The organism is Pseudomonas sp. LF020 (assembly GCF_053456425.1).
This window is the reverse complement of sequence record NZ_JBRFIX010000004.1, coordinates 453,131-478,211: the sequence shown is the minus strand read 5'-3', so window position 1 is coordinate 478,211 and position 25,081 is coordinate 453,131. Positions and strand designations below refer to the sequence as shown.

Genomic DNA, 25,081 nt, shown 5'->3' with positions numbered 1-25,081 from the left:
TTAATTGGATTCCAATGCCAAAGCGGCACACCAGGCCTCGCCACGCGAGCCCTGGGATAAAATTTTCAGCGAACGCCCGCTGTCTTGCGGGCTAATGGTAATGGTCAGGTCAGGCTTTGGCAAAAAGCCTGCACCTTTATCGGGCCACTCGATCAGGCACAGGGCGTCGTCTTCGAAATAGTCGCGGATGCCGAGGAACTCCAGCTCCTCCGGATCGACCAGGCGATACAGGTCGAAGTGGAAGGCGCGCACGTCGCCGATCTCGTAGGGCTCGACCAGGGTGAAGGTCGGACTTTTTACCGCGCCGACATGCCCCAGCCCACGGATGATGCCCCGCGACAGGGTGGTTTTGCCCATGCCCAGGTTACCTTCGAGAAAAATCAGGCCGTGGCCTTGGGTAACGCGAGCGATCCGTGCGCCAAAGTCGCTCATGGCCTGTTCATCGGCCAGGTACAGGGTTACTTCAGACACGGTGCATGCTCCTCCAACAACTGACGAATGACTGGAATCAGATCACTGGCCGCCAGTCCACGGCCGAATTTACCTTGTTGCGCGCCGGCATTGGCGTGCAGCCAGACTGCCAGGCAGGCGGCATCGAAGCCGTCCATGCCCTGAGCCAGCAAAGCGCCGACCAATCCCGCGAGCACATCGCCCAGGCCAGCAGTGGCCATGGCCGGATGGCCCTGATGACACAGCGCCAGACGCCCATCAGGATGAGCGATCAGGCTGCCGGCGCCTTTCAGCACGACGACAGCCGAGTATTTTTTGCTCAATGCCCGCGCGGCGGCCGGGCGATCTGCCTGCACCTCAGCGGTACTGACGCCCAACAGGCGCGCTGCTTCGCCCGGATGCGGCGTGATCACGCAATCCTTGGGCAGGCTGACAAAACCACTTGCCAGCAGATTCAACGCGTCGGCGTCCCATACCTGCGGCAGCGGCGCATTGGCGGCAGCGGACAACAGCGCCCGGCCCCAGCTCGCCTGCCCGAGACCCGGACCAACCACCAGCACGGAAGCCTTTTCCAGCAGCCCCATCAACTGATTGGCCGACGACGTGCCGAGCACCATGACTTCCGGCATCCGCGTCAGCGCTGCCGGGACATGTTCAGGCCGGGTCGCCAGCGAAACCATGCCCGCGCCGCTACGCAGCGCACTTTCACTACTGAGCAGAATCGCCCCGCCAAACCCCTGATCGCCGCCGATCAACAGCAAATGCCCGAAGCGTCCTTTGTGTGCAGCGGGCGCACGCGGGGCCAATCGTGGAAGATTAGCCGCCGTGAGACGCAGAGCGCTGACAGGAATGTCACGGTAGATGTCGGCGGCGGCTTGCAGATCGTTAAACACCAACGCCCCGACCTGATCCGCTGCCGCCCCGGTGAACAGGCCGAGCTTCAAGCCGATAAAGGTCACGGTAAGGTCGGCATGAACCGCAACGCCGAGGACATGCCCGGTATCGGCAGACAGTCCGGAAGGAATATCCACCGCCACCACCGGCTGGCCACTGGCATTGATCGCCTTGATCGCCTTGATCGCAGCGGCATACGGCTCACGGACATCGCCGGCCAGCCCGGTGCCGAGCAAGGCATCGACAATCACCCCGCGCAGCTCGCTTTGCACGGCCCAGCCCTGCACGGCGACGCCATCGCTGATGGCCTGCGCATAAGCCTGCGCCGCGTCGCCCTGCAAGCGTTGCGGATCACCGACGGCCAGCACCCGCACCGCCCAACCGGCCCGGTGCGCCAGTGCGGCGATCAGAAAACCATCACCGGCGTTGTTGCCATGCCCGGCAAGTACAGTCATTTCGTTCGCCGATGGCCACTGCCGCACCAAGGCGCGCCAGGTCGCGTGCGCGGCGCGCTGCATCAATTCGGAGCCCGGCGTGCCCGCAGCGATCAGCCGCGCATCGAGTGCTCGCACCTGCGCAGCGCCATACAGCGCGTCGGGTAATTGATCTTTCGTGTGCGGCATGCGTCTTCGGGCTCCGATGTCTGGCAGAATTATACGCACCTCAGCTCCGGTTTCTCTCGCCTCATGTCCGCCATCACCACAGATCTGCCCGCCCTCGCCCAATCGATCAAGGATTGGGGCCGCGAGCTGGGCTTCCAGCAAGTCGGCATCAGCGGTCTGGACCTGGCCGAGCATGAGCAGCACCTGGAGCGCTGGCTCGCCGCCGGCTACCACGGCGAAATGGATTACATGGGCGCTCACGGCAGCAAACGCTCGCATCCGGAGGAACTGGTCCCGGGTACGTTGCGCGTGGTTTCGCTGCGCATGGACTACCTGCCCGGCGACACGCAAATGGCGCAAATGCTGGCGCAACCGGAGAAAGCCTACGTGTCGCGTTATGCCTTGGGCCGCGATTACCACAAATTGATCCGTAAACGTGTGCAGCAATTGGCCGACAAGATTCAATCGGAGATCGGCCCGTTCGGTTTCCGTGCCTTCGTCGACAGCGCCCCGGTGCTGGAAAAAGCCATCGCCGAGCAGGCCGGGCTGGGCTGGATCGGCAAAAACACGCTGGTACTGAACCGCAAGGCCGGCAGTTATTTCTTCCTGAGCGAACTGTTTGTCGATCTGCCGCTGCCGGTGGACGAACCGCACAGCAGCGAACATTGCGGGCGCTGCACGGCATGTCTGGATATCTGCCCGACCAACGCCTTCGTAGGCCCGTATGTGCTGGACGCCCGACGCTGCATCTCGTACCTGACCATCGAGCTGAAAAACGCCATTCCCGAAGACCTGCGCCCGCTGATCGGCAACCGCGTGTTCGGCTGCGACGACTGTCAGATCGTCTGCCCGTGGAACCGTTTCGCCCGACCCTCCGGGGAAAGCGATTTCAAGCCACGGCACAATCTGGACAACGCCGAACTGGCCGAGCTGTTCCTGTGGGACGAGGACAAATTTCTCAGCAGCACCGAAGGCTCGCCGCTGCGCCGCGCCGGTTACGAACGCTGGCTGCGCAATCTGGCGGTCGGGCTGGGCAACGCGCCGTCGAGCATTCCGGTGCTGGAGGCCTTGAAGGCGCGCCGTGATTACCCGTCCGATCTAGTCCGCGAACACGTCGAGTGGGCGCTGAAACAACACGGTCAATTGTAGGAGCTGCCGCAGGCTCGGGCCGCGATCGGACGATCTTTTGACTTTGATATTTAAAAGACTAGATCAAAGGATCGCAGCCTGCGGCAGCTCCTACAGGGGAATGCATTAATGCTCGTCGTTGTAGACGAACTTGGGCATTTCCCAGTGGAAACGGATGGCCAGCAACCGCAACAGAAAACCGCCGAACAAGGTGATCAGAATCGCCTGCTCGCTCGGCACATTCAGGTACAGGCAGAGCATGTAGCACCACGCGGCGGCGAACGAGACGCTGGCGTACAGTTCGCGGCGGAAGATCAGTGGGATGTCGTTGCAGAAGATGTCGCGCAGGATGCCGCCGAACACTCCGGTGATTACACCGCTGACCGAGGCCACCAGCATGCCGTGGCCCATTTCCAGAGCGGTCATGCAGCCGATCAGGGTGAAGGCCACCAGGCCGACCGCATCGAGCACCAGAAACAGCGATCGCAGGTGGCGCATCCAGCGGGCAGTGAACACAGTGAGCATTGCGGCGGCCGAAGTCAGCACCAGATATTCCGGGTGCTTGACCCAGGTCAGCGGGTAATGCCCGAGCAGCACATCGCGTACCGAACCGCCGCCCAATGCCGTAACGCAGGCGATCAGCACCACGCCGAACCAGTCCATGCCCCGCCGTCCGGCAGACAGCGCGCCGGTCATGGCTTCAGCGGTAATGGCGATCAGATAGAGCATCAGCAACATGGCGGCGGTCCTGGCAGGAAGGCGCGCAGTCTAGCCATTTCAGCGCCGCACCAGAAGGGGGCGCAAATACGACGCCCCCTTGTAGGAGCTGCCGCAGGCTGCGATCTTTTGATGTTGTTTTTAAAAGCAACATCAAAAGATCGTCCGATCGCGGCCCGAGCCTGCGGCAGCTCCTACAGGGACAGCCTCAGAACTTGATGAAATGCTTGCGGTAGTGCTGCAGCTCGGCGATTGATTCGCGGATGTCGTCCAGCGCCAGGTGGGTGCTGCCCTTCTTGAAGCTGTCGCGCACGTCCGGTGCCCAGCGTGCGGCCAGCTCTTTGAGCGTCGACACGTCGAGGTTGCGGTAGTGGAAGTAGCTTTCCAGTGCCTTCATGTGGGTATAAAGGAAGCGACGATCCTGGCAGATGCTGTTGCCGCAGATCGGCGACTTGCCCTTCGGTACCCATTTCTCGAGGAAAGCGATGGTTTCGGCCTCGGCCTCGGCCATGCTGATACGGCTGTCACGCACGCGCTGGGTCAGGCCCGAGTTGCCGTGGGTGCGAGTGTTCCACTCGTCCATACGGGCGAGCACTTCGTCACTGTGGTGAATGGCGATCACCGGGCCTTCGGCCAGGGTGTTCAGGTCACTGTCGGTGACGATGGTGGCCATTTCGATGATGACGTCGTTTTCCGGATCCAGACCGGTCATTTCCAGGTCGATCCAGATCAGGTTCTGCGGGTTTTGCATATTCGGGCTCCTAGGCAATGCTGCGCAGTTTAGCCTAGGCCGGTGCCCGGGCGTGCTAAACTCGCGGCCGTTTTACCTAATCGCTGCATTCTTCAGACGGAACACCCATGGCCAAACGCCAACTCAATCGTCGTCAAAACTGGCGCATCGAAAAGATTCAGGGCGAGCGCGCCGCGCGCGCTGCCAAACGCGAGTCCTCGGCGGTCGAAGCCCTCGAGGGCGGCGATCTGGGCCCAGAGCAACACGGCCTGGTGATCGCCCACTTCGGTGTGCAGGTCGAGGTCGAGGCCGTGGACGGTGAACAGGCCGGCCAGGTTTTCCGTTGCCACCTGCGGGCCAACCTGCCGGCGCTGGTCACCGGTGATCGGGTGGTCTGGCGTGCCGGCAACCAGGGCATCGGGGTGATTGTTGCGCAACTGCCGCGCACCACCGAACTGTGCCGTCCGGACAGCCGTGGCCAGCTCAAGCCGGTGGCGGCCAACGTCGACATGATCGTCATCGTCTTCGCGCCACTGCCCGAGCCGCATGCCAACCTGATCGACCGCTATCTGGTCGCCGCCGAACACGCCGGCATCCGTCCGTTGCTGCTGCTGAACAAGTTCGACCTGATCGACGAGCAGAACGCTCCAGCGCTCAATGCCTTGCTGGCGGTGTACCGTACGCTGGGTTATCCGGTGCTGGAAGTCTCGGCGCATCACGGCAACGGCATGGAACTGTTGCAGAGGCAGCTCGACGGGCGCATCAGCGTGTTCGTCGGCCAGTCCGGTGTCGGTAAGTCATCCTTGGTCAACAGCTTGCTGCCGGAAGTCGAAACCCGTGTCGGCCCGCTGTCGGAGTTGTCCGGTCAGGGCACGCACACCACGACCACCGCGCGCCTGTTCCACTTCCCTGGCGGCGGCGAGCTGATCGACTCCCCGGGTATCCGTGAGTTCGGCCTGGGCCACGTCAGCCGCGCCGACGTCGAAGCCGGTTTCATCGAGTTCAACGACCTGCTCGGCACCTGCCGCTTCCGCGACTGCAAACACGATCGCGAACCGGGTTGCGCACTGCTCAAGGCCCTGGAAGACGGCCGCGTGCAGCAGCAACGCATGAACAGCTACCGCTCGATCATCGCCAGTCTGCCGGAAAACGGCTACTAAACATCGGCACCGGCTGCCCCTCGTCCGAGGGCTGCCGGATGTCGGACCCCGTCGGACACCTTCCCCGCCCGCTTAAACGTCAGACCCGCCTGACAGGCTCTTTCGTGCCTGCTTGCAGGACATTTCTGTTTTCCCGCTCAGACCTTGCGGGCGCCCTTCAGATGCCTAGATTGGGTTGTTCCTTCGCACCTTCGCGACCTTCGAGGAACCCCATGCAGACCTACCATTTGTTCATCAGCCATTCGTGGAACTACGCCCACGCCCACGACAATCTGGTACGCCTGCTCGGCGCCAGACCGGATTTCACTTTCAAGAATTTTTCCGTGCCGCCGCACAACCCGATCATGGGCGCGCAAACCGACAGGCAGCTCGAAGATGCCATCGAAAACAAGATCCGTCCGTGCTCGGCGGTGCTGATCATGGCCGGGATGTATTCGACCTACAGCAAGTGGATCAACAAGGAAATCGAGATCGCCAGGCGCATGGGCAAAGTGATCATCGCGATCAAGCCGTTCGGCGCCGAGCGTATTGCCACGGTAGTACGTGAGGCGGCACACGCCGAGTGCGCGTGGAACACCAACAGCATCATCAGTGCGATTCGCCTGCACACGGCGGTGTAACCATGCGCAAGGGACTGTTTATCGGCATCAACCACTACGATTGCGTGTCGCCCCTCAGTGGCTGTAACAACGACGCCATGGCCATGGCATCGGTGCTGGAGCGCCACGCCAACGGGCGACCGAACTTCAGCAGCAAAGTGCTGACTTCAGCCGAAGAAAAGCTCACGCTCGGCCACATGAAACAGCAGATCCAGAGCCTGTTCTCAGGCGACTGTGACGTGGCCCTGCTGTATTTCGCCGGCCATGGTCAGTTCGACACCAGCATCGACGAAGGACTCCTGATTCCCCAGGATTATCAGCCAGGCGGAGACGGCATCCGCATCAGCGACATTCTGGAGTGGGCGGACAAGGCCCCGCATATCAAGAACAAAATCATCATTCTCGATTGCTGCCAGGCCGGCGCAGCAGGCGCCATGCGTAATCTGCGGGGCGGCAGCAGTGTGATCGGCGAAGGCGTGACCATTCTCACGGCCTGCAAGAAAGAACAGTACGCCCTGGAAAGTCGCGGTCATGGCGTATTCACGGATCTGTTGCTGCAAGCGCTGCACGGTGGCGCTGCCAACGTACTCGGCAAGGTCACCCCCGGTAGCGTTTACTCGTTTGTCGACAATGCGCTGGGGGCCTGGGAACAGCGTCCGGTATTCAAGACCAACGTCTCGCAGTTTGTGCCGCTGCGCGAGGTCGCGCCGCTGATCGTCGAGGAAACCCTGCGCAAGCTCAAGGACTGGTTCCCCGAGCCGAGTTTCGTTTTCAGGCTCGATCCCAGCTACGAGCCCACCGAAGCGCTGTTCGACCCCGAGCACGGCGACATCTTCAAGCAACTGCAAATGTGCAACCGCCACAGCCTGATCGAACCGGTGGATGCCGAGCACATGTACTACGCCGCGCTCCACTCCACCGGCTGCCGCCTCACCGCCCTCGGCGCCTATTACCGCGAACTCGCCATAAAAGGACACTTCTGATGCCCGTATTCATCAGCTACCGCCATATAGATCGCCCGCAGGCCATGGCGATCAATGCCCAATTGATGCAGGCCAATATCAAAACTTACCTCGATGTGCTCGACCCGGAATCGCAGACCACCGACGACATCACCGGGGTGATCACGCGCAATATCACCGAATGCACGCACCTGCTGGCGGTGGTGTCGGAGAAGACCGCGTTGTCGTGGTGGGTGCCGTTCGAAATCGGCGAAGCGACGATCAGCAACCGGCGGATCTGCTCGTTCCGCACCGGGCAGGCAAAGCTGCCGGAGTATCTGGACAAGTGGCCGAAACTGAGCACGGCCAGTGATCTGAATTTCTTCATCGATGCCTATCGCGAAGAGGTCTCGAGCAAGCGCTCGATAGCGCTGGATTCGAGCAACGAATCCTTCAGCGGCACCTATAAGCGCAACGCCGATCTTTTCCACGAACAACTGAAAAACCGGATTCGGCGCGGTTTCTGAGGCCAATCGACAGCCACAAAAAAGCCGACATCACTGTCGGCTTTTTTGTTGGTCACTGCTTCGGCGCGGGGGCCGGTGCAGCGGCGGGCGGAGCTGTTGGCGCTGGCGCCGCAGCCCCCGGCGCGGCCGGTTTCGGTGCGGCGTCGTCGAACAGGTTCAAACGTTCGCGCAACTCATGGGCCGGCACCGGTTGCTGATCCGCCGGCAGCGCGTTCGGATCGACCGGCGTCGCCGGAGCGGCGCCGTTCTGACCTTCGGCGGCAGGCTTGGCCGCATCGGCACCTTGCGAACCTTCGATGGCGGCCTGGGCCTTTTTGGTCAGGACCACAATGTCGATGCGCCGGTTGACCGGGTTGAACGGGTTTTCCTTGTCGAACAGCGCCGACGAGGCATAACCGACCACCCGCGCCACTTGCCCGTCCGGATAGCTGCCGGCCACCAGTGCCCGCCGCGCAGCGTTGGCACGGTTGGCCGAGAGTTCCCAGTTGCCGAAATCGCCGGTGCCGGTGTACGGCTTGGCGTCGGTATGGCCGCTGATGCTGATCTTGTTCGGCACCGCTTTGATGGTGTCGGCCATGGCCAGCAGGATGTCTTCGAAGTACGGCTTCAGACGCGCGGACCCGGAGTCGAACATCGGCCGGTTTTCGGCGTCCATGATCTGGATGCGCAAGCCGTTCGGGGTGATCTCGAACAGGATCTGATCCTTGAACTTCTGCAGCTGCGGGTTCTCGTCGACCTTGTTCTGCAGTTCTTGCAGCAACAGCTCCAGGCGTTCTTTCTCGACCTGCTCGGCCATGCCTTCGACCTGCTCGGTGTCGACCGTGACCTTGTCCGGTTGCGGCTGGGACTTCACCTCAGGGTTGAGGGTGTTTTCCGGCGCCAGGGTCGGCGTGCCGCCCAGATCGATGATGTACGGCGTGCCGCTTTCGGAGAAGCCGACCGGATCCTTGAAGTAACCGGCGATAGCGATCTTCTGCTCAGGCGTTGCAGTGGACAGCAGCCACAACACCAGGAAGAACGCCATCATCGCCGTGGCGAAGTCGGCGAAGGCGATTTTCCACGCCCCGCCGTGATGCCCACCGGCTATGCGCTTGACGCGCTTGATGATTATCGGCTGATTATTTTCCATGGCTTAGCGACCGCGAACGGCTTGTTCCAGCTCGGCAAAGCTTGGACGGTGCGCCGGGTACAGCACCTTGCGCCCGAATTCCACCGCCAGCGATGGAGGCATGCCGGAAGCCGAAGCCACCAGCGAGGCCTTGATGGCTTCGTAGACGTTCAGTTCTTCCTTGGCATCGTGGGCCAGGGAATGTGCCAGCGGCCCGAAGAAACCGTAGGCCGCGAGAATACCGAAGAAGGTACCGACCAGTGCCGCACCCACGTGCAGACCGATGGATTTCTGATCGCCTTCACCCAGCGATGCCATGGTCACCACGATACCCAGTACCGCCGCGACGATACCGAAACCGGGCATGGCGTCGGCGATGCCGTTCACCGCATGGGACGGGTGCTCGAGGTCTTCCTTGAGGCTGTAGAGTTCCATGTCGAACAGGCCTTCCAGCTCATGCGGAGCCATGTTGCCGGAGGACATGATGCGCAAGTAATCGCAGATGAACGCGGTCATGCGCTCGTCTTTGAGCACGGCCGGGTACTTGGCGAAGATCGGGCTCGCGGCGGCGTCTTCGATGTCGCCTTCGATGGCCATCATGCCTTCGCGGCGGCTCTTGTTGAGGATCTCGTAGATCAGGCCGAGCACTTCCAGATAGAACGTGTGGCTGAAGCGCGAGCTGAACATGCTCAGGGATTTCTTGAGCACGTGCATCGTCATGTAACCGGGGTTGGCCTGCAGGAATGCACCGAGGGCCGCACCACCGATGATCATCACCTCGAAGGGCTGGATCAGGGCGGCAATTTTGCCGTGGGAGAGCACGTATCCGCCGAGCACGCTCGCGAATACGACGATGATGCCGATAATTTTAGCCATAGGTAGAAAGTACTTATTTAAGTCGGGTTCAAGGTCATATTCGGAAGTTAAAAAATCTCTTCTTCTACTTATCGGCAAAACTGCGCCAGACTATAGCCAGTTCAGGCGAAAAGCCAATTTAGCCCATGCCGGGCGCGTCTACAGTCAGTGAAGATCTCGTCCAGACATGGCTAATGAAACGAACGTCCCACACGCAAAACCGACCACGCTCGAGGGCTGGGTCAAACTGCTCGATGGCGTGCGCCTGCCTGTGCCGCAAGAGGCGCACGACAAGGTGTGCCGGGCCATCCGTGACAACCGCAGCTCGCTGCGCGACATCGCCGACTTGATGCAGGACAGCCCGGCGCTGGCCTTGAGCATCATCCGTGAGGCCAATCGTCACACCCTCGGCACGATGACCGCGCCGGCAGAAAACCTTGAAGTCGCGATCAACCGTCTGGGCCTGGCACGGACTGAAGAATTGCTCGCGCGTCTGCCCGTCGAACCGCAGATGCAGATCCCCAAGGCGCTGCGCCAACTGCAAATGATCAGCCAGCACGCGACGCAACAGGCCAACGGTTTTTTCGCCAGTCGCCTGGCGCGGCTGTGGCAGGACATTCACTGGGGCAGCCTGCTGTTTCTCTCGCCGCTGTGGCCGCTGGCGCTGACGTTTCCCGAGTTGCTCGAAGAGTGGGAGCTGCGGGTTATCCACAAGGGCGAATCGGCGCGCACGGTCGAGAAGCAACTGTTTGGCGTACGCCTGCTGAAGATCGCCGAGGCGCTGGTGCAAGTCTGGCACCTGCCGATCTGGGTGCAGCAGGGCTATAAGCTGCTGCTCAGCGAACAGCGCGAACTGGTGAAAGTACTGCGCATCGCCCGCGACAGTGAACATCCGTTGCGCCAGCAGAATCGCCTCGACGACGATCCGACCCTGCGCCGCTGGCTCAACCAACCGGCCAACACCGTGTTGCTGGCCAACGGTCTGGCGCTGTCGGCGCAACAGGCCTGGGACAGCCCGCACAGTGAACGCTGGCAGTACCTGACCAGCCTTTATCTGCAGATCTCGATGGACGAAGTGCAGCAGCAGTTGCACCAGCAAGCCGCCAACAGTGCGCGCCAGCATGCCATGCCCGATCTGTGGCACCCGGCCGTTTCCTTATTATGGCCGTGGGGCACCCATCGCTTGCCGGCCGGGATGCTGCCGGCGGCGGCGCCGAATGCCGAGGACCTGACTCAATGGCGCCGGCAATGCGCCGAACTGCTGGCCGAGCCGAGCCGCTTCACCAATGCCATGAGCCTGACCGTCGCCGCCCGTGATGCGCTGGTCGCCAGCGGCATGCGTCGGGTGATGCTTCTGATGGCCGACCGCACGCAATCGAATCTGCGCGTGCACCAGACCTTCGGCCTGCCGAAGGAAGCCGCCGCGCTGAACTTCGTCGTCAGTCAGAGCAAAGTCTTGCAGCGCCTGCTCGCACAACAGGCACAGGTGCGGATCAACCCCGAGAACAACGCACAGTTTTCCGCATTGTTGCCGCCGGGCCTGCGTTCGCTGTTCCGGGGCGAGCATCTGTTCCTGCGCTCGCTGGTCAATAACGGTCGGGTGATCATGATCGTCGTGGCTGACCAGGGCGGTGGGCCGTTCGCCGACATCACCGTGCAGGCTTTCGGCAAAACCGCGCAGTGCATCGAAAAGGCCCTGCACAGCTTTAGCAGCCGTGGCCGATGAGGCTGCGCTACAATCCCCCCCTTTGTGCTCTGGAGACCTCACATGTCTGACTTCTCTGGCTTGGCGCTCGTCATCGAGCCGAGCGACCTGCTCCCGCGTCTCGATTCCCCTGAACTGATTCTGGTGGATCTGACCAGCCCTGCCCGTTATGCCGAAGGTCACCTTCCGGGCGCACGCTTTGTCGATCCCAAGCGCACCCAGCTCGGCCAGCCCCCGGCGCCGGGGCTGATGCCGCCCAAAGACAAGCTCGAAGAGTTGTTCGGTGAGCTGGGCCATCGCCCGGACGCGATCTACGTGGTCTACGACGACGAGGGCGGCGGCTGGGCCGGGCGCTTCATCTGGCTGCTCGACGTGATCGGTCACGACAAGTATCACTATCTCGACGGCGGTCTGCCGGCGTGGCTGGAAGCCGGCATGCCGATGTCGATCCAGATTCCTCCAGCGGTGGGTGGCCCGGTGGCGCTGACCCTGCACGAGGAGCCGACCGCCACTCGCGAATACCTGCAAAGCCGTCTCGGCGCCGCCGATCTGGCGATCTGGGATGCCCGTGGGCCGCTGGAATACTCGGGCGAGAAGATACTGGCCGCCAAGGGTGGACACATCCCCGGCGCGGTGAACTTCGAATGGACCGCCGGCATGGACAAGGCGCGTCAGCTGCGGATTCGCACGGACATGCCGCAGATCCTCGAGGATCTCGGGATCACCAAGGACAAAGAAATCATTACCCACTGCCAGACCCATCACCGGTCGGGCTTCACTTATCTGGTGGCCAAGTCCCTCGGTTATCCGCGGGTCAAGGGCTACGCCGGTTCCTGGGGCGAATGGGGCAACCACCCTGACACGCCTGTCGAGATTCAAGGTTCTAAGGACAACTAATGAAAGAGCGTCTGTTTATCCTCAGCCAGTACCTGCTGCCTCATCACCTGCTGTCGCGCCTGGCCGGTTGCGTCGCCGAGTGCCGCGTGCGCTGGTTCAAGAATGCCTTCACCCAGTGGTTCGCCAAGCGTTATCAGGTGGACATGTCGCAAGCGCTGGTCGAAGACCTCACCGCCTACGAGCACTTCAACGCGTTCTTCACCCGAGCCCTGAAAGACGGCGCGCGGCCACTGGACCAGACACCAGGCGCGATCCTCAGCCCGGCCGACGGTGCAGTCAGCCAGCTCGGCCCGATCGAACACGGTCGCGTGTTCCAGGCCAAGGGCCACAGCTTCAGCGTGCTGGAACTGCTGGGCGGTGACACGGCGAATGCCGCGCCGTTCATGGGCGGCGACTTCGCCACCATTTACCTGTCGCCGAAGGATTACCACCGCGTGCACATGCCGCTGGCCGGCACCCTGCGCGAAATGGTCTATATCCCGGGCCGGATCTTCTCGGTCAACCAGACCACCGCTGAGAACGTTCCGGAGCTGTTCGCCCGCAACGAGCGCGTGGCGTGCATTTTCGACACCGAGCGCGGGCCAATGGCCGTGGTGCTGGTCGGCGCAATGATCGTCGCGTCGATTGAAACCGTGTGGGCTGGTCTGGTCACCCCACCGAAGCGCGAGCTGAAAACCTTCCGCTACGACGAAGCCGCCCGTGCGCCGATCCATCTGGAAAAAGGTGCTGAACTGGGGCGCTTCAAACTGGGTTCGACCGCGATCGTGCTGTTTGGTCCGGATCAGGTGAAATGGGCTGAAACACTGGTCGCCGGTTCGCCAGTGCAAATGGGCCAGGCCCTGGCATTGCCAAACGCCTGATACAAGGCGCCCCTGTAGGAGCTGCCGCAGGCTGCGATCTTTTGACTTTGTTTTTAAAAACCAGGATCAAAAGATCGCAGCCTGCGGCAGCTCCTACCGGTTGAAGGCCGACAGCTTCATTTGCTGCTATGGTTTTTGGCATGAGCCAGACCATCTCCCCACCGCTGCTGAGCGCCCCGACCCCGACGCAAACGCGCCTGTCGTTCTGCGAAGCCACCCCGCGCGACCTCAAACGCTGGATCGCCGGCCTGCCCAAGGCCAACATCGGCGAAACCGCCCGCCAGTTGTATCAGGGCCTGGGCGAACTCAACCAATTGCTCACCCCCAGCGACAATCGCCTGCAACTGCTGGAGTTGCTGCGCCCCGAGGTGTACTTCGTCTGCCAGCATCTGGAGCGGCACTTCCTGCATCAGGCGATCCTGCTCGACGATCGTTCGCGCAAGATCAGCAACCTGTGCCAGGCGCTGCAAAGTCAGTTGGCCATCGGTTACAAGCAGATCGTTCTGCGCATTGCCCCCAAGTATCACAAGGACCGAGCGGCGCTGGTCAGCCAGGCTCTGCAACGGGCCGCACACGCGCTCAAGGGGCAACTGCTGCGGGCCACGCAGCTTTACAGCCCTGCGCCCGAGCATCTGTGGTTCGAGCTGCATCAGCTGTATCGCGTGGCCTGCGCCTTGCAGCTGCAACAGCGCCGGGTACATGACGAACTGGCGAGCCTGAGCAGCGAACTGAGCCTGGAACAGACCTACATCGCCGCCCTGCTGCTGGGCAGCGCCCGTTGCAATCAATTGCGGCAGAACCAGATCGCCCGGCTGGCCGAAGTGCTGGAGCCGTGGAGTGCCCTGCTCAAATTGCATCCCGGCAGTCCGCAGGATGGACTGTTCGCCATCAGCGCCGAACTGGACGCCGGCCCGCGTTACCGCAGCATGTTTCGCAAAGAACAACAGGGTGCATTGCTCGGTTTCGATCCACAACCGCTGGTGAACGTGATCGAAGCGCATTTACTGCAGCAGGAGACGTCGACGCCGTTGCCGATCCCGGCAGGACTGAGCCTCGACACCCTGCAGCATCTGCACGCCAGTTGGGGCCAGGCTGCCGAACGCAGTTTTCAGCGCACTGCCGGCCAGGGCAGCCTGACCGTGTGCGTCGGCATGAGCGCCCTGCACTTCTATCTGGGCGGCGAACGCAGCTTCAGCGAGCTGCTGAAACATCCCGGCGCCCGCGCGGCCAACTTCAGCCGCGCGGTGGTCAAGGGTGAAAAGGACAGCTGGAGCCAGGCCTTCGACGCCGCACCGCAGTCTGCGGCAGACGAGTTGCTGCCCTACGAGGAAATCCAGTACGACCATCTGGGCGAAGACGAAAGCGACCCCGACAGCACGCCGAACTACCCGACCTACACGTTGCCGGTGATCAACCACAGCCCCGGTGGTTATTGCCTGGGCTGGCCAAGTGAGGTGCCGGCCGAGTTACAGGCCGGGGAAATGGTCGGGATTCAGGACAGTTCCAATCAGGGCTGGAGCATTGCGGTGGTGCGCTGGATTCGCCAGGTACGCGGCAGCGGGCCGCAAATGGGCATAGAACTGGTCGCGCCACACGCCGAACCCTGCGGCTTGCAACTGGTGCGCTCGCGAGATGATCACAGTCAGTATTTGCGCGGTCTGCTGCTACCGGAGATCAGCGCCATCGACTTGCCCGCGACCTTGCTCGCCCCGCGCCTGCCGTTTCAGGAAGGTAATAAGGTGCTGATCAACACCCACGGCGAAGAACACCGCGCCGGGCTGGATCGACGGGTGGCGAGTACGCACAGTTTCAATCAGTTTGCCTATCGCTCGCTGGAGGCCGCGCAGAATGGCGGGAGCGAGGAGAATTTCGATTCGTTGTGGAAATCGCTTTGAATCCTTAAAGATACTGTGGCGAGGGAGCTTGCTCCCGCTGGACTGCGCAGCAGTCCCATTCTCTTGAATTAAAGAGTGGGGCCGCTTCGCGCCCCAGCGGGAGCAAGCTCCCTCGCCACAGAGGCCGCCTCAGGCTCAGAGCTGCCCATCACGATCGCGGAAGCCCAGCAAATACAGCACGCCATCCAGCCCAAGGGTGGAAATCGCCTGCTTCGCCGACTGTTTGACCAGCGGCTTGGCGCGGAACGCAACACCCAGCCCGGCAATCGCCAGCATTGGCAGGTCATTCGCGCCGTCGCCCACGGCGATGGTCTGCTCCAGACGCAAGCCTTCCTTGTGCGCCAGCTCCTTCAGCAGATCCGCCTTACGCTGCGCATCGACGATCGGCTCGATGGCCACGCCGGTGCACTTGCCGTCGACCACTTCCAGTTCGTTGGCGAACACGTAGTCGATACCGAGTTTGGCCTGCAGCTGCTTGGCGAAGTAAGTGAAGCCGCCGGACAGGATTGCGGTCTTGTAGCCCAGACGCTTGAGTTCGGCGAACAGGGTTTCGGCGCCTTCGGTCAGGCGCAGCGAGGCGCCGATAGAGTCCAGCACGCTGACATCCAGGCCCTTGAGCAGCGCCAGACGTTCCTTGAAGCTGGCACGGAAATCCAGTTCGCCGGCCATGGCGCGCTCGGTGATGGCCGAAACTTGCTCGCCCACGCCGGCAGCCTTGGCCAGTTCGTCGATGACTTCGGCTTCGATCAGCGTGGAGTCCATGTCGAACACCGCCAGACGGCGGTTGCGGCGGAACAGCGAATCTTCCTGGAAGGCGATGTCGACGTTCAGCTCCTGCGCGACGCTGAGGAATTCGGCACGCAGCGCCTGCGGATCAGCCGCTTCGCCACGCACGGAGAACTCGATGCAGCCCTTGCCCTTGTCGGCTGGAGTGTCCAGCGGCATGCGACCCGACAGACGGTCGATATGGTCGATGTTCAGGCCATATTTGGCGGTGATCGAGCTGACCGCCTGCAATTGGCCGGCGGTCACTTTGCGGGTCAACAGGGTGACGATGTGGCGTTTCTTGCCCTGATTGCCCACCCATTGCTGGTAATCCTCTTCGGACACCGGGGTGAAGCGCACCTGCTGGTCGAGCTCGTAGCCCTTGAACAGGATGTCCTTGAGCACGGCTTTGCCTTGCTCGGAGTCGGGAATCTCGACCAGGATGCCGAACGACAGGGTGTCGTGGATCACCGCCTGACCAATGTCGAGAATGTTCACACCACCTTGTGCCAGAACGCCGGTAATGGCCGCAGTCAGACCCGGACGGTCGACTCCCGTGATGTTAATCAGGACGATTTCGCGCAACGCGCACCCCCGCAACTGGAAAAAAACCGCATTCTACCCACTTTCAGTGACCATCGGGCACCGCGAGCGCTTTGCCGGTCTAGGGCCTGTCGCTATACTGCGCGTCAACTTCACGGACAAAAGAGCCGAGCTCAGTGAACCGGCCCACGCCAGTTAAAACCGATAACTTCTTCCTGCTGATCTTCCGTGCACTGCGCCATCGCCGTGTACCGATTGCATTGCGCATTGCCAGCCATAACGTGATCCTGGTCGCTCTGGCCCTGGTGATCTATGCCGGGGTGATGGGCTTGCAGTTCAAGCAGGCCATGCACGAGCAGGCCGATGCGCTGGGCGAAAGCCTGACCACGCAGACCGCCACCTCCGCCACTGAACTGCTGGTGTCCAACGACATCCTCAGCCTCAACGTGCTGCTCAACAACCTGACCAAGAACAAACTGGTGGCCCACGCGGCTATCTATAGCGTGGACAACCGTATCCTCGCCGAATCCGGTCAGCGCCCCAAGCACAGCCTGCTGGGCGAAGCCGAGGGCATGTATGAGAGCAAGATCACTTTCCAGGACGTGACCGCCGGGCAACTGCGCATCAGCCTGGACATGGATCAGTTCCAGCAGCCGATGACCATCAGCCTGCAAAGCATGGGCATTCTCAGTGCGATTCTGTTGGCGCTGTCGCTGGCCCTGAGCCTGCGCATGGGGCGCTATCTGTCGACGCCGTTGCTGCAACTGCGCGTCTGGCTGCGCAACATCGACGAATACACCCCGGGCACCGACCGGCAGGACGAGATCGGCGATCTGGCGCGGCAACTGCACGCCAACTTCGCTCCGGAGCCGGCGCCAAAACCCGAGCCCGAGCCGGAACCCGAGTTCGAAGAAGAGGATGAGCCGGAGTTCGAAGTGCGCAATCTGCGTGACCCGAGCTTTGACGAAACCCGCCCGATGGCTGCGCAAAAACCTGCGCCGCGCCATGTGGTCAGCACCGTTGAAGACGATGAAGACGACGACGCGTTTGCCGATCTGCGCGACGAGTCGCTGGATGCAGCGCCGCAACCGGTCGCGCGCAAGGCCACACCAAGCGTACCGCAGCACAGCGCGGTGCTGGCGATCCAGCTGGGTTCGCAAGAACAACTGCGGCGCCTGCCGCGTGCCCGCCTGGAAGAGTTGCTGGAGCGCTATCGCGACTGCCTCGATCAGGCCGCTTCGCTGTATCAGGGCGAGATCGAAACCCTGAACGATGGCAGCACACTGATGCTGTTCCACACCGAAGACAGCGGTGACGACTACCTGACCAACGCCATCTGCTGCGGCGAGTTGCTGCGGGCGCTGGGCCATCAGTTGCAGATCGAAGTCGCCGACAGCGGCATCACCCTGCAATTGCAGTTGGGCCTGACCCTGGGCGACGAGCTGTTCGGCCTGAGCCAGATCGACCTGCTGCTGACCGATTCGGCTCAGGATGCGCTGGCCCTGTCGCAACACAGCCGCAACCTGCTGCTGGTCGAGCGCAAGATCGGTGACGACAACCTGATTCGCCAGCGTGCGCGGATCCGCCCGATCGCCAGCCCCGAGGGGGCTTGCTGTGTCGAGCGCTTGATGGAGCCTTATCCGTCGATGCTTGAGCGGCAACTGGCGCGGATGCATGAGCGTCGGGCGTAAGGCTTAGGCCAGATGCACAGAAGCCCGCAGACGAGTGATTGTCTGCGGGCTTTTTTGTGGGCGATTGAAAAGCCCCTCACCCTAGCCCTCTCCCAGAGGGAGAGGGGACTCATTGGGGGATATTCCAGAGTTACACCGACCTGCACGTCCTGCTTTGAATCCATAATCGCCAAACTCTTTCAGGTCGACGGATGACACCAGACGCCTCGGTCGCCTCTGCTCTACCGAAGCCATAATCGCCAAGACCTTTCAGGTCGACGTATGACGCCAGACACCTCGGTCAGTCCCCTCTCCCTCCGGGAGAGGGCTAGGGTGAGGGGCTTTTGATCTTGCCAAACCCCAGACACAACAAAGCCCGCACAAGGCGGGCTCTGGTTTGACGCTGATTCAGCCTTAGAAGCGGAACACTTCCATATCCGTGCGAATCGGCGAAGCCATCGGAATCTTTGGCTGCTTCTCTGCATCCGCCGCCGGCGCTGCCGGTTTAGGCGCTGCCTTACGCGGTGCTTCGGCCACCGGAGGCTGGTTGGCCAATGGCTTGAGCGCTACCGACAACTGCTCGGCCAGACGCTGCAGCAGAATCCCCTGCGCCTGCACCTGCGAAGCCGTGGTGCCGGCATGCAGCTCCTGCAGATGAACTATGCGGTTGTCGCGCACCTGCCCACGACGGTCGATCAGACGCCATTGCGCATCGAGGATCGCCGGTTGTTTCTCACCGGAGTCCAGACGCGTGATGGTCAGCAATACCTGCACATCCGGGGCAAATCCCAGAGTGGCGGGTGCCAATACCACACGCTGGCTGTCCAGATGGCCGGCCACCTGACGCATCAGCAATTGATCGATATCCGACGAAAGGCTGCCAGCCCAGCGACCGTCGGTCGAGGCTTGCAGGCTGCCGTCCGGTTGACGTTGCAGCAAGGTTTCACGTTGCAGGTAATCAGCAATGACTACCGGACCCAACAAAACCGCCATGCCTGCGCTTTGCGCAGGCTGAGCCGGACTTCCGCTGTCCAGCTGATACAGCGACACCGGCTGGTGAACGCTGCAGCCCGCCAGGCCCAAAACGCCAGCGAGCAGAAAAATAAGGGGGCGCAGAGCAGTCATCATCCCGTCCAGGTGGCCGCCACAAGGCTGACCACAGTGAAAATACTCAATAAATATGAAGAACGCTCGGCCACGCCGGCGCTTGGAAAGGGCATATCATCCGTGAATATGCGTTCCGACTCCAGCGCCAAAGCGTCGATCTACGCGTTAAATCGTAGATCGACGCCTCTAGATGGGCGTTTTCGCCTAATTGAGGTTTTCGACGAGCAGCGCATCGACCCGCTGGAAGCCACGTGGAAGCTTGTTGCCACGCCGTCCGCGCTCACCTTTGTAGTGCTCGAGGTCTTCAGCTTTCAGTTTATAGGGACGTTTGCCTGCTTGCAGGATCAACGTAGCCCCCGCGGGGATAACCGCAATGTCCGTGACAAACTCTTCACGGCTGGCGACACGGTCACCCGGCACACCGATGATCTTGTTGCCTTTGCCCTTCGCCAACTGCGGCAAATCGCTGATATTGAAGACCAGCATTCGCCCTTCGCTGGTCACGGCGGCAAGCAAGTCATTCTCGCGATCAGTCACCGGACGCGGCGCGATCACCTTGGCGTTGTTCGGCAAGCTCAACAGGGCTTTACCGGCCTTGTTCTTGGCTTGCAGGTCTTCGCCTTTGACCACGAAACCGTAACCGGCGTCGGAGGCGATCACGTACAGCGCATCGTCTTCCGGCATCAGCACGCATTCGAAAGTCGCGCCCGGTGGCGGGGTCAGACGCCCGGTCAACGGTTCGCCCTGGCCGCGCGCCGACGGCAAGGTATGGGCGGCAACCGAATAGCTGCGGCCAGTGGAGTCAATCACCACGGCAGACTGGTTGGAACGCCCCGCCGCCGAGGTCTTGAAGCCGTCACCCGCCTTGTACGACAGGCCGGTGGCATCGATGTCATGGCCCTTGGCCGAACGAATCCAGCCTTTTTCCGACAGCACGACGGTAACTTTCTCGTTCGGCAGCAGATCGTGTTCGGTCAGCGCTTTCGCTTCAGCGCGCTCGACGATCGGCGAACGACGGTCATCGCCGTAGGTTTCAGCGTCTTTCAGCAGCTCGGTGCGCACCAGTTTCTTCAGCTTGGCTTCGCTGCCCAGCAGGGCTTGCAGCTTGGCTTGCTCCTTGAGCAGTTCGTCCTGCTCGTCGCGCAGCTTCATCTCTTCCAGACGCGCCAACTGCCGCAGACGGGTGTCGAGGATGTAGTCGGCCTGAATCTCGCTGAGGGCGAAACGCTCGATCAGCTTGGCTTTCGGGTGCTCCTCGGTACGGATGATGTGAATCACTTCATCCAGGTTGAGGTAGGCGATCAACAAACCGTCCAACAGGTGCAGACGACGTTCGACCTTGTCGAGGCGGAATTGCAGACGGCGACGCACGGTCAGCACGCGGAATTCCAGCCATTCGACCAGCAAGGCGCGCAGGTTTTTCAGCTGCGGCTTGCCGTCCAGACCAATGATGTTGACGTTGACCCGGTAGGTCGACTCCAGCTCGGTGCTGGCGAACAGGTGCTGCATCAGCGCTTCGTGATCAACGCGGCTGTTGACCGGAATGATAACGATGCGGCACGGGTTTTCGTGGTCGGACTCGTCACGCAGGTCAGCGATCTGCGGTGCTTTCGACGGTTTGGCCTGCATCAGCGCGGCGATCTGCTCCAGCACCTTGGCCCCGGAGACCTGGTGCGGCAGGGCGGTGACGATGATGTCGCCGTCCTCGACGTGATACACGGCGCGCATGCGCACCGAGCCCTTGCCGGTTTCGTACATTTTCAGCAGGTCGGCGCGCGGCGTGATGATTTCCGCTTCGGTCGGGTAATCCGGACCTTGAATGTGCTCGCAGAGCTGCTCGACCGTGGCTTTCGGCTCATCGAGCAGACGCACGCAGGCGGTGGCGACTTCGCGCAGGTTGTGCGGCGGCACGTCGGTGGCCATACCGACAGCGATGCCGGTGGTGCCGTTGAGCAGGATGTTCGGCAAACGCGCCGGCAGAACCAAAGGTTCCTGCAAGGTACCGTCGAAGTTCGGCCCCCAGTCGGCGGTGCCCTGGCCCAGTTCGCTGAGCAGCACTTCGGAATAACGCGACAGACGGGCTTCGGTGTAACGCATGGCGGCGAAGGATTTCGGATCGTCCGGCGCACCCCAGTTGCCCTGGCCATCGACCAGTGTGTAGCGATAGCTGAACGGCTGGGCCATCAGCACCATCGCTTCGTAGCACGCTGAGTCGCCGTGCGGGTGGAACTTGCCGAGCACGTCACCGACGGTACGTGCCGATTTCTTGTGCTTGGAATCAGCGTCCAGCCCCAGCTCGCTCATGGCGTAGACGATACGCCGCTGTACCGGTTTCAGGCCGTCGCCGATATGCGGCAAGGCACGGTCCATGATCACGTACATGGAGTAGTTGAGGTAGGCATTTTCGGTGAAGTCAGCCAGCGAGCGGCGTTCTACACCGTCCAGGCTGAGATCAAGGGAGTCGCTCATGCGGGCCTCATCGGTTCGTTGTCTGGCGCAGCAGCATGGTGCCACCGCGCTGGGTAAATTCAAGTTTGTTCAGGGCGCTCATGCCGAGCAGCACCTGATCGCCATGCAGCCCCGGCGCCACCAGTGCGCGGACATCCCGCAGCACGATGTCGCCCAGTTGCAGGCGGTCGATCTTTGTCCGGTAACCCTGGCTCAGGCCGTTGGCCGTGCTCAGGGTCACACCGAAGCCTTCTTCCAGTTTCAAGCGTTTGGCCAGATCCGCCGGGATCGCCACATCGGTCGCGCCGGTGTCGAGCATGAACTCCACCGGCTCACCGTTGATCTGGCCGCTGGCGACAAAATGCCCTTGGGCGTTGCCGGCCAGCTTCACTTCGATCACGCCGTCATGCTGCTCGGAGCTGACCACGACATTCGGATTCTGCTGACGCTCTTCCCACTGGCCGAAAAACCGCGTGGCCAGAAACAGCCCCGCGCACCAGGCCAGAATCATCAGCACCCGGCCGGCGCGTTTACCCGGCGGTTGCTGATTCACGGCTTGGCGCTCCAGCCACCTTCAGGCGCGGCGAAGCGCCAGACGATCGGCCTTACCTCACCGTCGGCGCGGGGGCCGAAATTATTGTCGACGCCGACCCACGCACCCTCAGCGTCAACGATCAATGCCTCTTCCAACCCGAAGTTCTGCGCGTAACGGCGGTTGGCCTGCAACAGTTCAGCGGCGTACGACCAGCAGCGCTCGACCTTGGCAGTCTGCGCATCGCGCCGACAAATCTGGAAGGCGTTGCGTTCAAGGGTAAACAATTTGCCGTTGAACAACGAAAGGTCGGAAAAGTCGCGGTCGACCGCTTTGGCGTGCGGAAACTGCGGCGGCTGCATCTCCTTGCCGCCCTCGCTGAGCAGCACGCAACGACCGTCGCAATCCCACACCGTCTGCTGACGCTTGATCAGCAGCAAGCCGCGGTTTTGCCGTTCGCCGGCCAGCCACATCTGATCGCCCGCCGGGTTGATCGCCAGACCTTCGAAGATCGCGTTGAAATGCAGGAGCATGCCACTGGCCCGTGCTTCGCGAACCATCATCGGCGAAATCTTCAGCCAGTTGACCGGGCCGCTGACGGGCACCTGCAAGACCGCCGCGTGGCCCTCGCTGACAATGTAGCGATTGCCGGCGCTGTCGCAGCTGATGCCTTCGAAATCCAGGTCGCCACCGCGCACGAACGACGCGGCCCAATTGCGCGAGCGCAATCCCCACGGCAGACCGGTCTCCGGCACCGGGGGCACGTCGATGTGCAAGGCTTCGGCCTGCCAGACCCGATCGGCGGTATTGAGCCGATAGATCTGATCGTCATCGCGGTCCGACACCGTCCACAACTCGCTGCCACACAGGGCCAGTCCCGACAGGTTGCCGCCACGCATGCCTTCGACCGGGTGTTCGGAGAGCACACGCAGCTCCTGCAGCGGCTCGGCCGACACACTCATCGCACTCAGCAGCAACGCACCCGCCAAGGCCCAGCCAAACCGCATCAGGCCGTCACCTCGGCGAGGTTGCCCTTGGATTCGAGCCAGCTCTTGCGGTCACCGGCGCGTTTCTTCGCCAGCAGCATGTCCATCATTTCCGAGGTCTCGGCGAAATCATCGCCCAGCGTCAGTTGCACCAGACGTCGAGTGTTCGGGTCCATGGTGGTTTCACGCAATTGCGGCGGGTTCATTTCACCCAGACCTTTGAATCGGGTGACCTGCGGTTTGCCGCGTTTCTTCTCGGCCACCAGACGGTCGAGAATCCCGTCGCGCTCGGCTTCGTCGAGGGCGTAGTAGATCTCCTTGCCGAGGTCGATGCGGTACAGCGGCGGCATCGCCACGTAGACGTGACCGGCATCCACCAACGGGCGGAAATGCTGGACGAACAACGCGCAAAGCAAGGTCGCGATGTGCAGACCGTCTGAGTCGGCGTCGGCGAGGATGCAGATTTTGCCGTAACGCAGCTGGCTCATGTCTGCCGCACCCGGATCAACCCCGATGGCCACGGCGATGTTGTGCACTTCCTGGCTGGCCAGCACTTCGCTGCCGTCGACTTCCCAGGTGTTGAGGATCTTGCCGCGCAACGGCAGGATCGCCTGAAATTCCTTGTCCCGCGCTTGCTTGGCGGAACCACCGGCGGAATCACCTTCGACCAGGAACAGCTCGGAACGCATCGGGTCCTGCCCGGCGCAGTCAGCCAGTTTGCCCGGCAGCGCCGGCCCCTGGGTGACGCGCTTGCGTTCGACCTTTTTACTCGCCTTGAGGCGACGCCCGGCGTTGTTGATCGCCAGTTCGGCCAGCGCCAGACCGGTTTCCGGGTTGGCGTTGAGCCACAGGCTGAAGGCGTCCTTGACCACCCCGGAGACAAACGCCGCCGCTTCCCGGGACGACAGACGCTCTTTGGTCTGGCCGGAGAATTGCGGTTCCTGCATCTTCATCGACAGCACGAAAGCGATGCGCTCCCAGACGTCTTCCGGCGCCAGCTTCACGCCGCGCGGCAGCAGGCTGCGGAATTCGCAGAACTCGCGCATCGCATCCAGCAGGCCCTGACGCAAACCGTTGACGTGGGTACCACCCTGCGCCGTCGGGATCAGGTTGACGTAGCTTTCCTGCACCGCGTCGCCACCTTCCGGCAGCCACAGCAGCGCCCAGTCGACCGCTTCTTTATTACCGGCGAGGCTGCCGCAGAACGGCTCGTCCGGCAGGCGTTCGAATTCGCTGACCGCGTCTACCAGATACGAGCGCAGACCGTCTTCGTAATGCCACTCGACTTTCTCGCCGGTGCCTTTGTCTTCGAAACTGACCAGCAGCCCCGGGCACAACACAGCCTTGGCCTTGAGCACGTGCTTGAGGCGGCTGATGGAGAATTTCGGTGAATCGAAATATTTCGGATCCGGCGCGAAGTACACGCTGGTGCCGGTGTTGCGCTTGCCGACGGTGCCGACGATTTCCAGCTCGGTGGCCTTGAAGCCATCCTTGAAGGTCATCTGGTATTCGTTGCCGTCACGCTTCACGCGTACCCGGACTTCGGTCGACAAGGCGTTGACCACGGAAATACCCACCCCGTGCAGACCGCCGGAGAACTGGTAGTTCTTGTTGGAAAACTTGCCGCCCGCATGCAGTTTGGTGAGGATCAGCTCGACACCCGACACCCCCTCTTCCGGGTGAATGTCGACCGGCATGCCGCGACCGTCGTCGCTGACTTCCAGCGAGTGATCGGCGTGCAGAATGACCTGCACCGATTTGGCGTGGCCGGCCAGGGCTTCGTCGACACTGTTGTCGATGACTTCCTGGGCGAGGTGGTTCGGCCGACTGGTGTCGGTGTACATGCCGGGGCGTTTGCGCACCGGGTCGAGGCCCGAGAGGACTTCGATGGCGTCGGCGTTATAAGAGCTAGCGCTGGGAGTGGCCATAGGGTCTCGTCGTCAGTGATTCAATGAAAAGGGG

The 25,081-nt window shown here is 61.9% G+C and carries 22 protein-coding genes; 10 read left to right on the top strand and 12 right to left on the bottom strand.

What is annotated here, in order from left to right:
• Complete coding sequence (tsaE, locus tag ACU680_RS12695; protein WP_007967425.1) at nucleotides 1-471, bottom strand: tRNA (adenosine(37)-N6)-threonylcarbamoyltransferase complex ATPase subunit type 1 TsaE; 471 nt, start codon at nucleotides 469-471, stop codon at nucleotides 1-3.
• Complete coding sequence (locus ACU680_RS12690; protein WP_367082801.1) at nucleotides 459-1,967, bottom strand: NAD(P)H-hydrate dehydratase; 1,509 nt, start codon at nucleotides 1,965-1,967, stop codon at nucleotides 459-461. Before ACU680_RS12690 ends, tsaE begins: the two co-directional genes overlap by 13 nt.
• Before the next feature lie 63 nt (nucleotides 1,968-2,030).
• Here ACU680_RS12690 and queG point away from each other — a divergent pair, with 63 nt between their 5' ends.
• Entirely contained in the window at nucleotides 2,031-3,095 is a 1,065-nt protein-coding gene (gene queG / locus ACU680_RS12685) for a tRNA epoxyqueuosine(34) reductase QueG (RefSeq protein ID WP_367082799.1), read from the top strand.
• 105 nt (nucleotides 3,096-3,200) lie between these two features.
• On the opposite strand, the gene ACU680_RS12680 is transcribed toward queG, so the two are convergent.
• Both ACU680_RS12680 and orn read right to left on the bottom strand, forming a co-directional pair.
• A complete protein-coding gene (locus ACU680_RS12680; RefSeq protein WP_047290974.1) occupies nucleotides 3,201-3,812 on the bottom strand; it encodes a trimeric intracellular cation channel family protein in 612 nt (203 codons plus the stop codon).
• A 187-nt stretch (nucleotides 3,813-3,999) separates the two neighbouring features.
• On the bottom strand, nucleotides 4,000-4,542 hold the full coding sequence (gene orn, locus ACU680_RS12675; RefSeq protein ID WP_003221098.1) for an oligoribonuclease: 543 nt from the start codon (nucleotides 4,540-4,542) through the stop codon (nucleotides 4,000-4,002).
• Nucleotides 4,543-4,649: 107 nt separating this feature from the next.
• Between orn and rsgA the strand changes: the two genes are divergently transcribed.
• From rsgA to ACU680_RS12655, 4 genes are all read left to right on the top strand, one after another.
• Nucleotides 4,650-5,681, top strand: coding sequence for a small ribosomal subunit biogenesis GTPase RsgA (gene rsgA, locus ACU680_RS12670; protein WP_448179598.1), 1,032 nt, complete (start codon nucleotides 4,650-4,652; stop codon nucleotides 5,679-5,681).
• Nucleotides 5,682-5,893: 212 nt separating this feature from the next.
• The gene (locus ACU680_RS12665; protein ID WP_448179597.1) at nucleotides 5,894-6,301 is read left to right on the top strand and encodes a TIR domain-containing protein; all 408 of its coding nucleotides are present in this window, start codon (nucleotides 5,894-5,896) and stop codon (nucleotides 6,299-6,301) included.
• 2 nt (nucleotides 6,302-6,303) lie between these two features.
• Nucleotides 6,304-7,263 carry a caspase family protein gene (locus ACU680_RS12660; RefSeq protein ID WP_448179596.1) on the top strand — a complete coding sequence of 320 codons (960 nt, stop codon included), beginning with the start codon at nucleotides 6,304-6,306 and terminating at the stop codon, nucleotides 7,261-7,263.
• The gene (locus ACU680_RS12655; RefSeq protein WP_007967414.1) at nucleotides 7,263-7,748 is read left to right on the top strand and encodes a toll/interleukin-1 receptor domain-containing protein; all 486 of its coding nucleotides are present in this window, start codon (nucleotides 7,263-7,265) and stop codon (nucleotides 7,746-7,748) included. Before ACU680_RS12660 ends, ACU680_RS12655 begins: the two co-directional genes overlap by 1 nt.
• A 52-nt stretch (nucleotides 7,749-7,800) precedes the next feature.
• On the opposite strand, the gene motB is transcribed toward ACU680_RS12655, so the two are convergent.
• Both motB and motA read right to left on the bottom strand, forming a co-directional pair.
• Complete coding sequence (gene motB / locus ACU680_RS12650) at nucleotides 7,801-8,877, bottom strand: flagellar motor protein MotB (protein ID WP_367082792.1); 1,077 nt, start codon at nucleotides 8,875-8,877, stop codon at nucleotides 7,801-7,803.
• A gap of 3 nt (nucleotides 8,878-8,880) precedes the next feature.
• Nucleotides 8,881-9,732, bottom strand: coding sequence for a flagellar motor stator protein MotA (gene motA / locus ACU680_RS12645; protein ID WP_007952169.1), 852 nt, complete (start codon nucleotides 9,730-9,732; stop codon nucleotides 8,881-8,883).
• A gap of 166 nt (nucleotides 9,733-9,898) precedes the next feature.
• Here motA and ACU680_RS12640 point away from each other — a divergent pair, with 166 nt between their 5' ends.
• The 4 genes from ACU680_RS12640 (at nucleotide 9,899) to ACU680_RS12625 (ending at nucleotide 15,068) form a co-directional block, all read left to right on the top strand.
• Nucleotides 9,899-11,437: an HDOD domain-containing protein gene (locus tag ACU680_RS12640; protein ID WP_448179595.1), complete on the top strand. Its 1,539-nt coding sequence runs from the start codon at nucleotides 9,899-9,901 to the stop codon at nucleotides 11,435-11,437.
• A gap of 42 nt (nucleotides 11,438-11,479) precedes the next feature.
• On the top strand, nucleotides 11,480-12,313 hold the full coding sequence (locus tag ACU680_RS12635; RefSeq protein WP_448179594.1) for a rhodanese-like domain-containing protein: 834 nt from the start codon (nucleotides 11,480-11,482) through the stop codon (nucleotides 12,311-12,313).
• Nucleotides 12,313-13,173, top strand: a complete 861-nt coding sequence (asd, locus tag ACU680_RS12630) for an archaetidylserine decarboxylase (protein WP_007967409.1) — start codon at nucleotides 12,313-12,315, stop codon at nucleotides 13,171-13,173. Before ACU680_RS12635 ends, asd begins: the two co-directional genes overlap by 1 nt.
• A gap of 140 nt (nucleotides 13,174-13,313) precedes the next feature.
• Entirely contained in the window at nucleotides 13,314-15,068 is a 1,755-nt protein-coding gene (locus tag ACU680_RS12625) for a cyclic-di-GMP receptor FimW-related protein (RefSeq protein ID WP_448179593.1), read from the top strand.
• Nucleotides 15,069-15,203: 135 nt separating this feature from the next.
• Here the strand turns inward: ACU680_RS12625 and serB are convergent, their stop codons facing one another.
• On the bottom strand, nucleotides 15,204-16,418 hold the full coding sequence (serB, locus tag ACU680_RS12620; protein WP_007967407.1) for a phosphoserine phosphatase SerB: 1,215 nt from the start codon (nucleotides 16,416-16,418) through the stop codon (nucleotides 15,204-15,206).
• Nucleotides 16,419-16,552: 134 nt separating this feature from the next.
• Here serB and ACU680_RS12615 point away from each other — a divergent pair, with 134 nt between their 5' ends.
• On the top strand, nucleotides 16,553-18,067 hold the full coding sequence (locus ACU680_RS12615) for an AhpA/YtjB family protein (RefSeq protein WP_007967406.1): 1,515 nt from the start codon (nucleotides 16,553-16,555) through the stop codon (nucleotides 18,065-18,067).
• Between the two features lie 393 nt (nucleotides 18,068-18,460).
• Here ACU680_RS12615 and ACU680_RS12610 read toward each other — a convergent pair whose 3' ends face one another.
• From ACU680_RS12610 to parE, 5 genes are all read right to left on the bottom strand, one after another.
• On the bottom strand, nucleotides 18,461-19,171 hold the full coding sequence (locus ACU680_RS12610; RefSeq protein WP_123585498.1) for a PqiC family protein: 711 nt from the start codon (nucleotides 19,169-19,171) through the stop codon (nucleotides 18,461-18,463).
• Nucleotides 19,172-19,357: 186 nt separating this feature from the next.
• Nucleotides 19,358-21,622, bottom strand: coding sequence for a DNA topoisomerase IV subunit A (gene parC / locus ACU680_RS12605; RefSeq protein ID WP_096794754.1), 2,265 nt, complete (start codon nucleotides 21,620-21,622; stop codon nucleotides 19,358-19,360).
• Nucleotides 21,623-21,629: 7 nt separating this feature from the next.
• The gene (locus ACU680_RS12600) at nucleotides 21,630-22,154 is read right to left on the bottom strand and encodes a retropepsin-like aspartic protease family protein (RefSeq protein WP_007967403.1); all 525 of its coding nucleotides are present in this window, start codon (nucleotides 22,152-22,154) and stop codon (nucleotides 21,630-21,632) included.
• A complete protein-coding gene (locus ACU680_RS12595) occupies nucleotides 22,151-23,140 on the bottom strand; it encodes an esterase-like activity of phytase family protein (protein WP_448179592.1) in 990 nt (329 codons plus the stop codon). The genes ACU680_RS12600 and ACU680_RS12595 overlap by 4 nt, the downstream gene beginning before the upstream one ends.
• Nucleotides 23,140-25,047 carry a DNA topoisomerase IV subunit B gene (gene parE, locus ACU680_RS12590; RefSeq protein ID WP_448179591.1) on the bottom strand — a complete coding sequence of 636 codons (1,908 nt, stop codon included), beginning with the start codon at nucleotides 25,045-25,047 and terminating at the stop codon, nucleotides 23,140-23,142. Before parE ends, ACU680_RS12595 begins: the two co-directional genes overlap by 1 nt.
• Nucleotides 25,048-25,081: the final 34 nt, after the last annotated feature.

Bases quoted from the DNA above. Each gene is read 5' to 3' on its own strand.
- ACU680_RS12665 (WP_448179597.1), top strand. From the start codon at position 5,894: ATGCAGACCTACCATTTGTTCATCAGCCATTCGTGGAACTACGCCCAC.
- motA (WP_007952169.1), bottom strand. From the start codon at position 9,732: ATGGCTAAAATTATCGGCATCATCGTCGTATTCGCGAGCGTGCTCGGC.
- parE (WP_448179591.1), bottom strand. From the start codon at position 25,047: ATGGCCACTCCCAGCGCTAGCTCTTATAACGCCGACGCCATCGAAGTC.
- ACU680_RS12680 (WP_047290974.1), bottom strand. From the start codon at position 3,812: ATGTTGCTGATGCTCTATCTGATCGCCATTACCGCTGAAGCCATGACC.
- ACU680_RS12610 (WP_123585498.1), bottom strand. From the start codon at position 19,171: ATGACTGCTCTGCGCCCCCTTATTTTTCTGCTCGCTGGCGTTTTGGGC.
- rsgA (WP_448179598.1), top strand. From the start codon at position 4,650: ATGGCCAAACGCCAACTCAATCGTCGTCAAAACTGGCGCATCGAAAAG.
- ACU680_RS12640 (WP_448179595.1), top strand. From the start codon at position 9,899: ATGGCTAATGAAACGAACGTCCCACACGCAAAACCGACCACGCTCGAG.
- ACU680_RS12690 (WP_367082801.1), bottom strand. From the start codon at position 1,967: ATGCCGCACACGAAAGATCAATTACCCGACGCGCTGTATGGCGCTGCG.
- orn (WP_003221098.1), bottom strand. From the start codon at position 4,542: ATGCAAAACCCGCAGAACCTGATCTGGATCGACCTGGAAATGACCGGT.
- parC (WP_096794754.1), bottom strand. From the start codon at position 21,622: ATGAGCGACTCCCTTGATCTCAGCCTGGACGGTGTAGAACGCCGCTCG.
- ACU680_RS12655 (WP_007967414.1), top strand. From the start codon at position 7,263: ATGCCCGTATTCATCAGCTACCGCCATATAGATCGCCCGCAGGCCATG.
- ACU680_RS12635 (WP_448179594.1), top strand. From the start codon at position 11,480: ATGTCTGACTTCTCTGGCTTGGCGCTCGTCATCGAGCCGAGCGACCTG.
- queG (WP_367082799.1), top strand. From the start codon at position 2,031: ATGTCCGCCATCACCACAGATCTGCCCGCCCTCGCCCAATCGATCAAG.
- motB (WP_367082792.1), bottom strand. From the start codon at position 8,877: ATGGAAAATAATCAGCCGATAATCATCAAGCGCGTCAAGCGCATAGCC.
- ACU680_RS12595 (WP_448179592.1), bottom strand. From the start codon at position 23,140: ATGCGGTTTGGCTGGGCCTTGGCGGGTGCGTTGCTGCTGAGTGCGATG.
- ACU680_RS12660 (WP_448179596.1), top strand. From the start codon at position 6,304: ATGCGCAAGGGACTGTTTATCGGCATCAACCACTACGATTGCGTGTCG.
- asd (WP_007967409.1), top strand. From the start codon at position 12,313: ATGAAAGAGCGTCTGTTTATCCTCAGCCAGTACCTGCTGCCTCATCAC.
- ACU680_RS12625 (WP_448179593.1), top strand. From the start codon at position 13,314: ATGAGCCAGACCATCTCCCCACCGCTGCTGAGCGCCCCGACCCCGACG.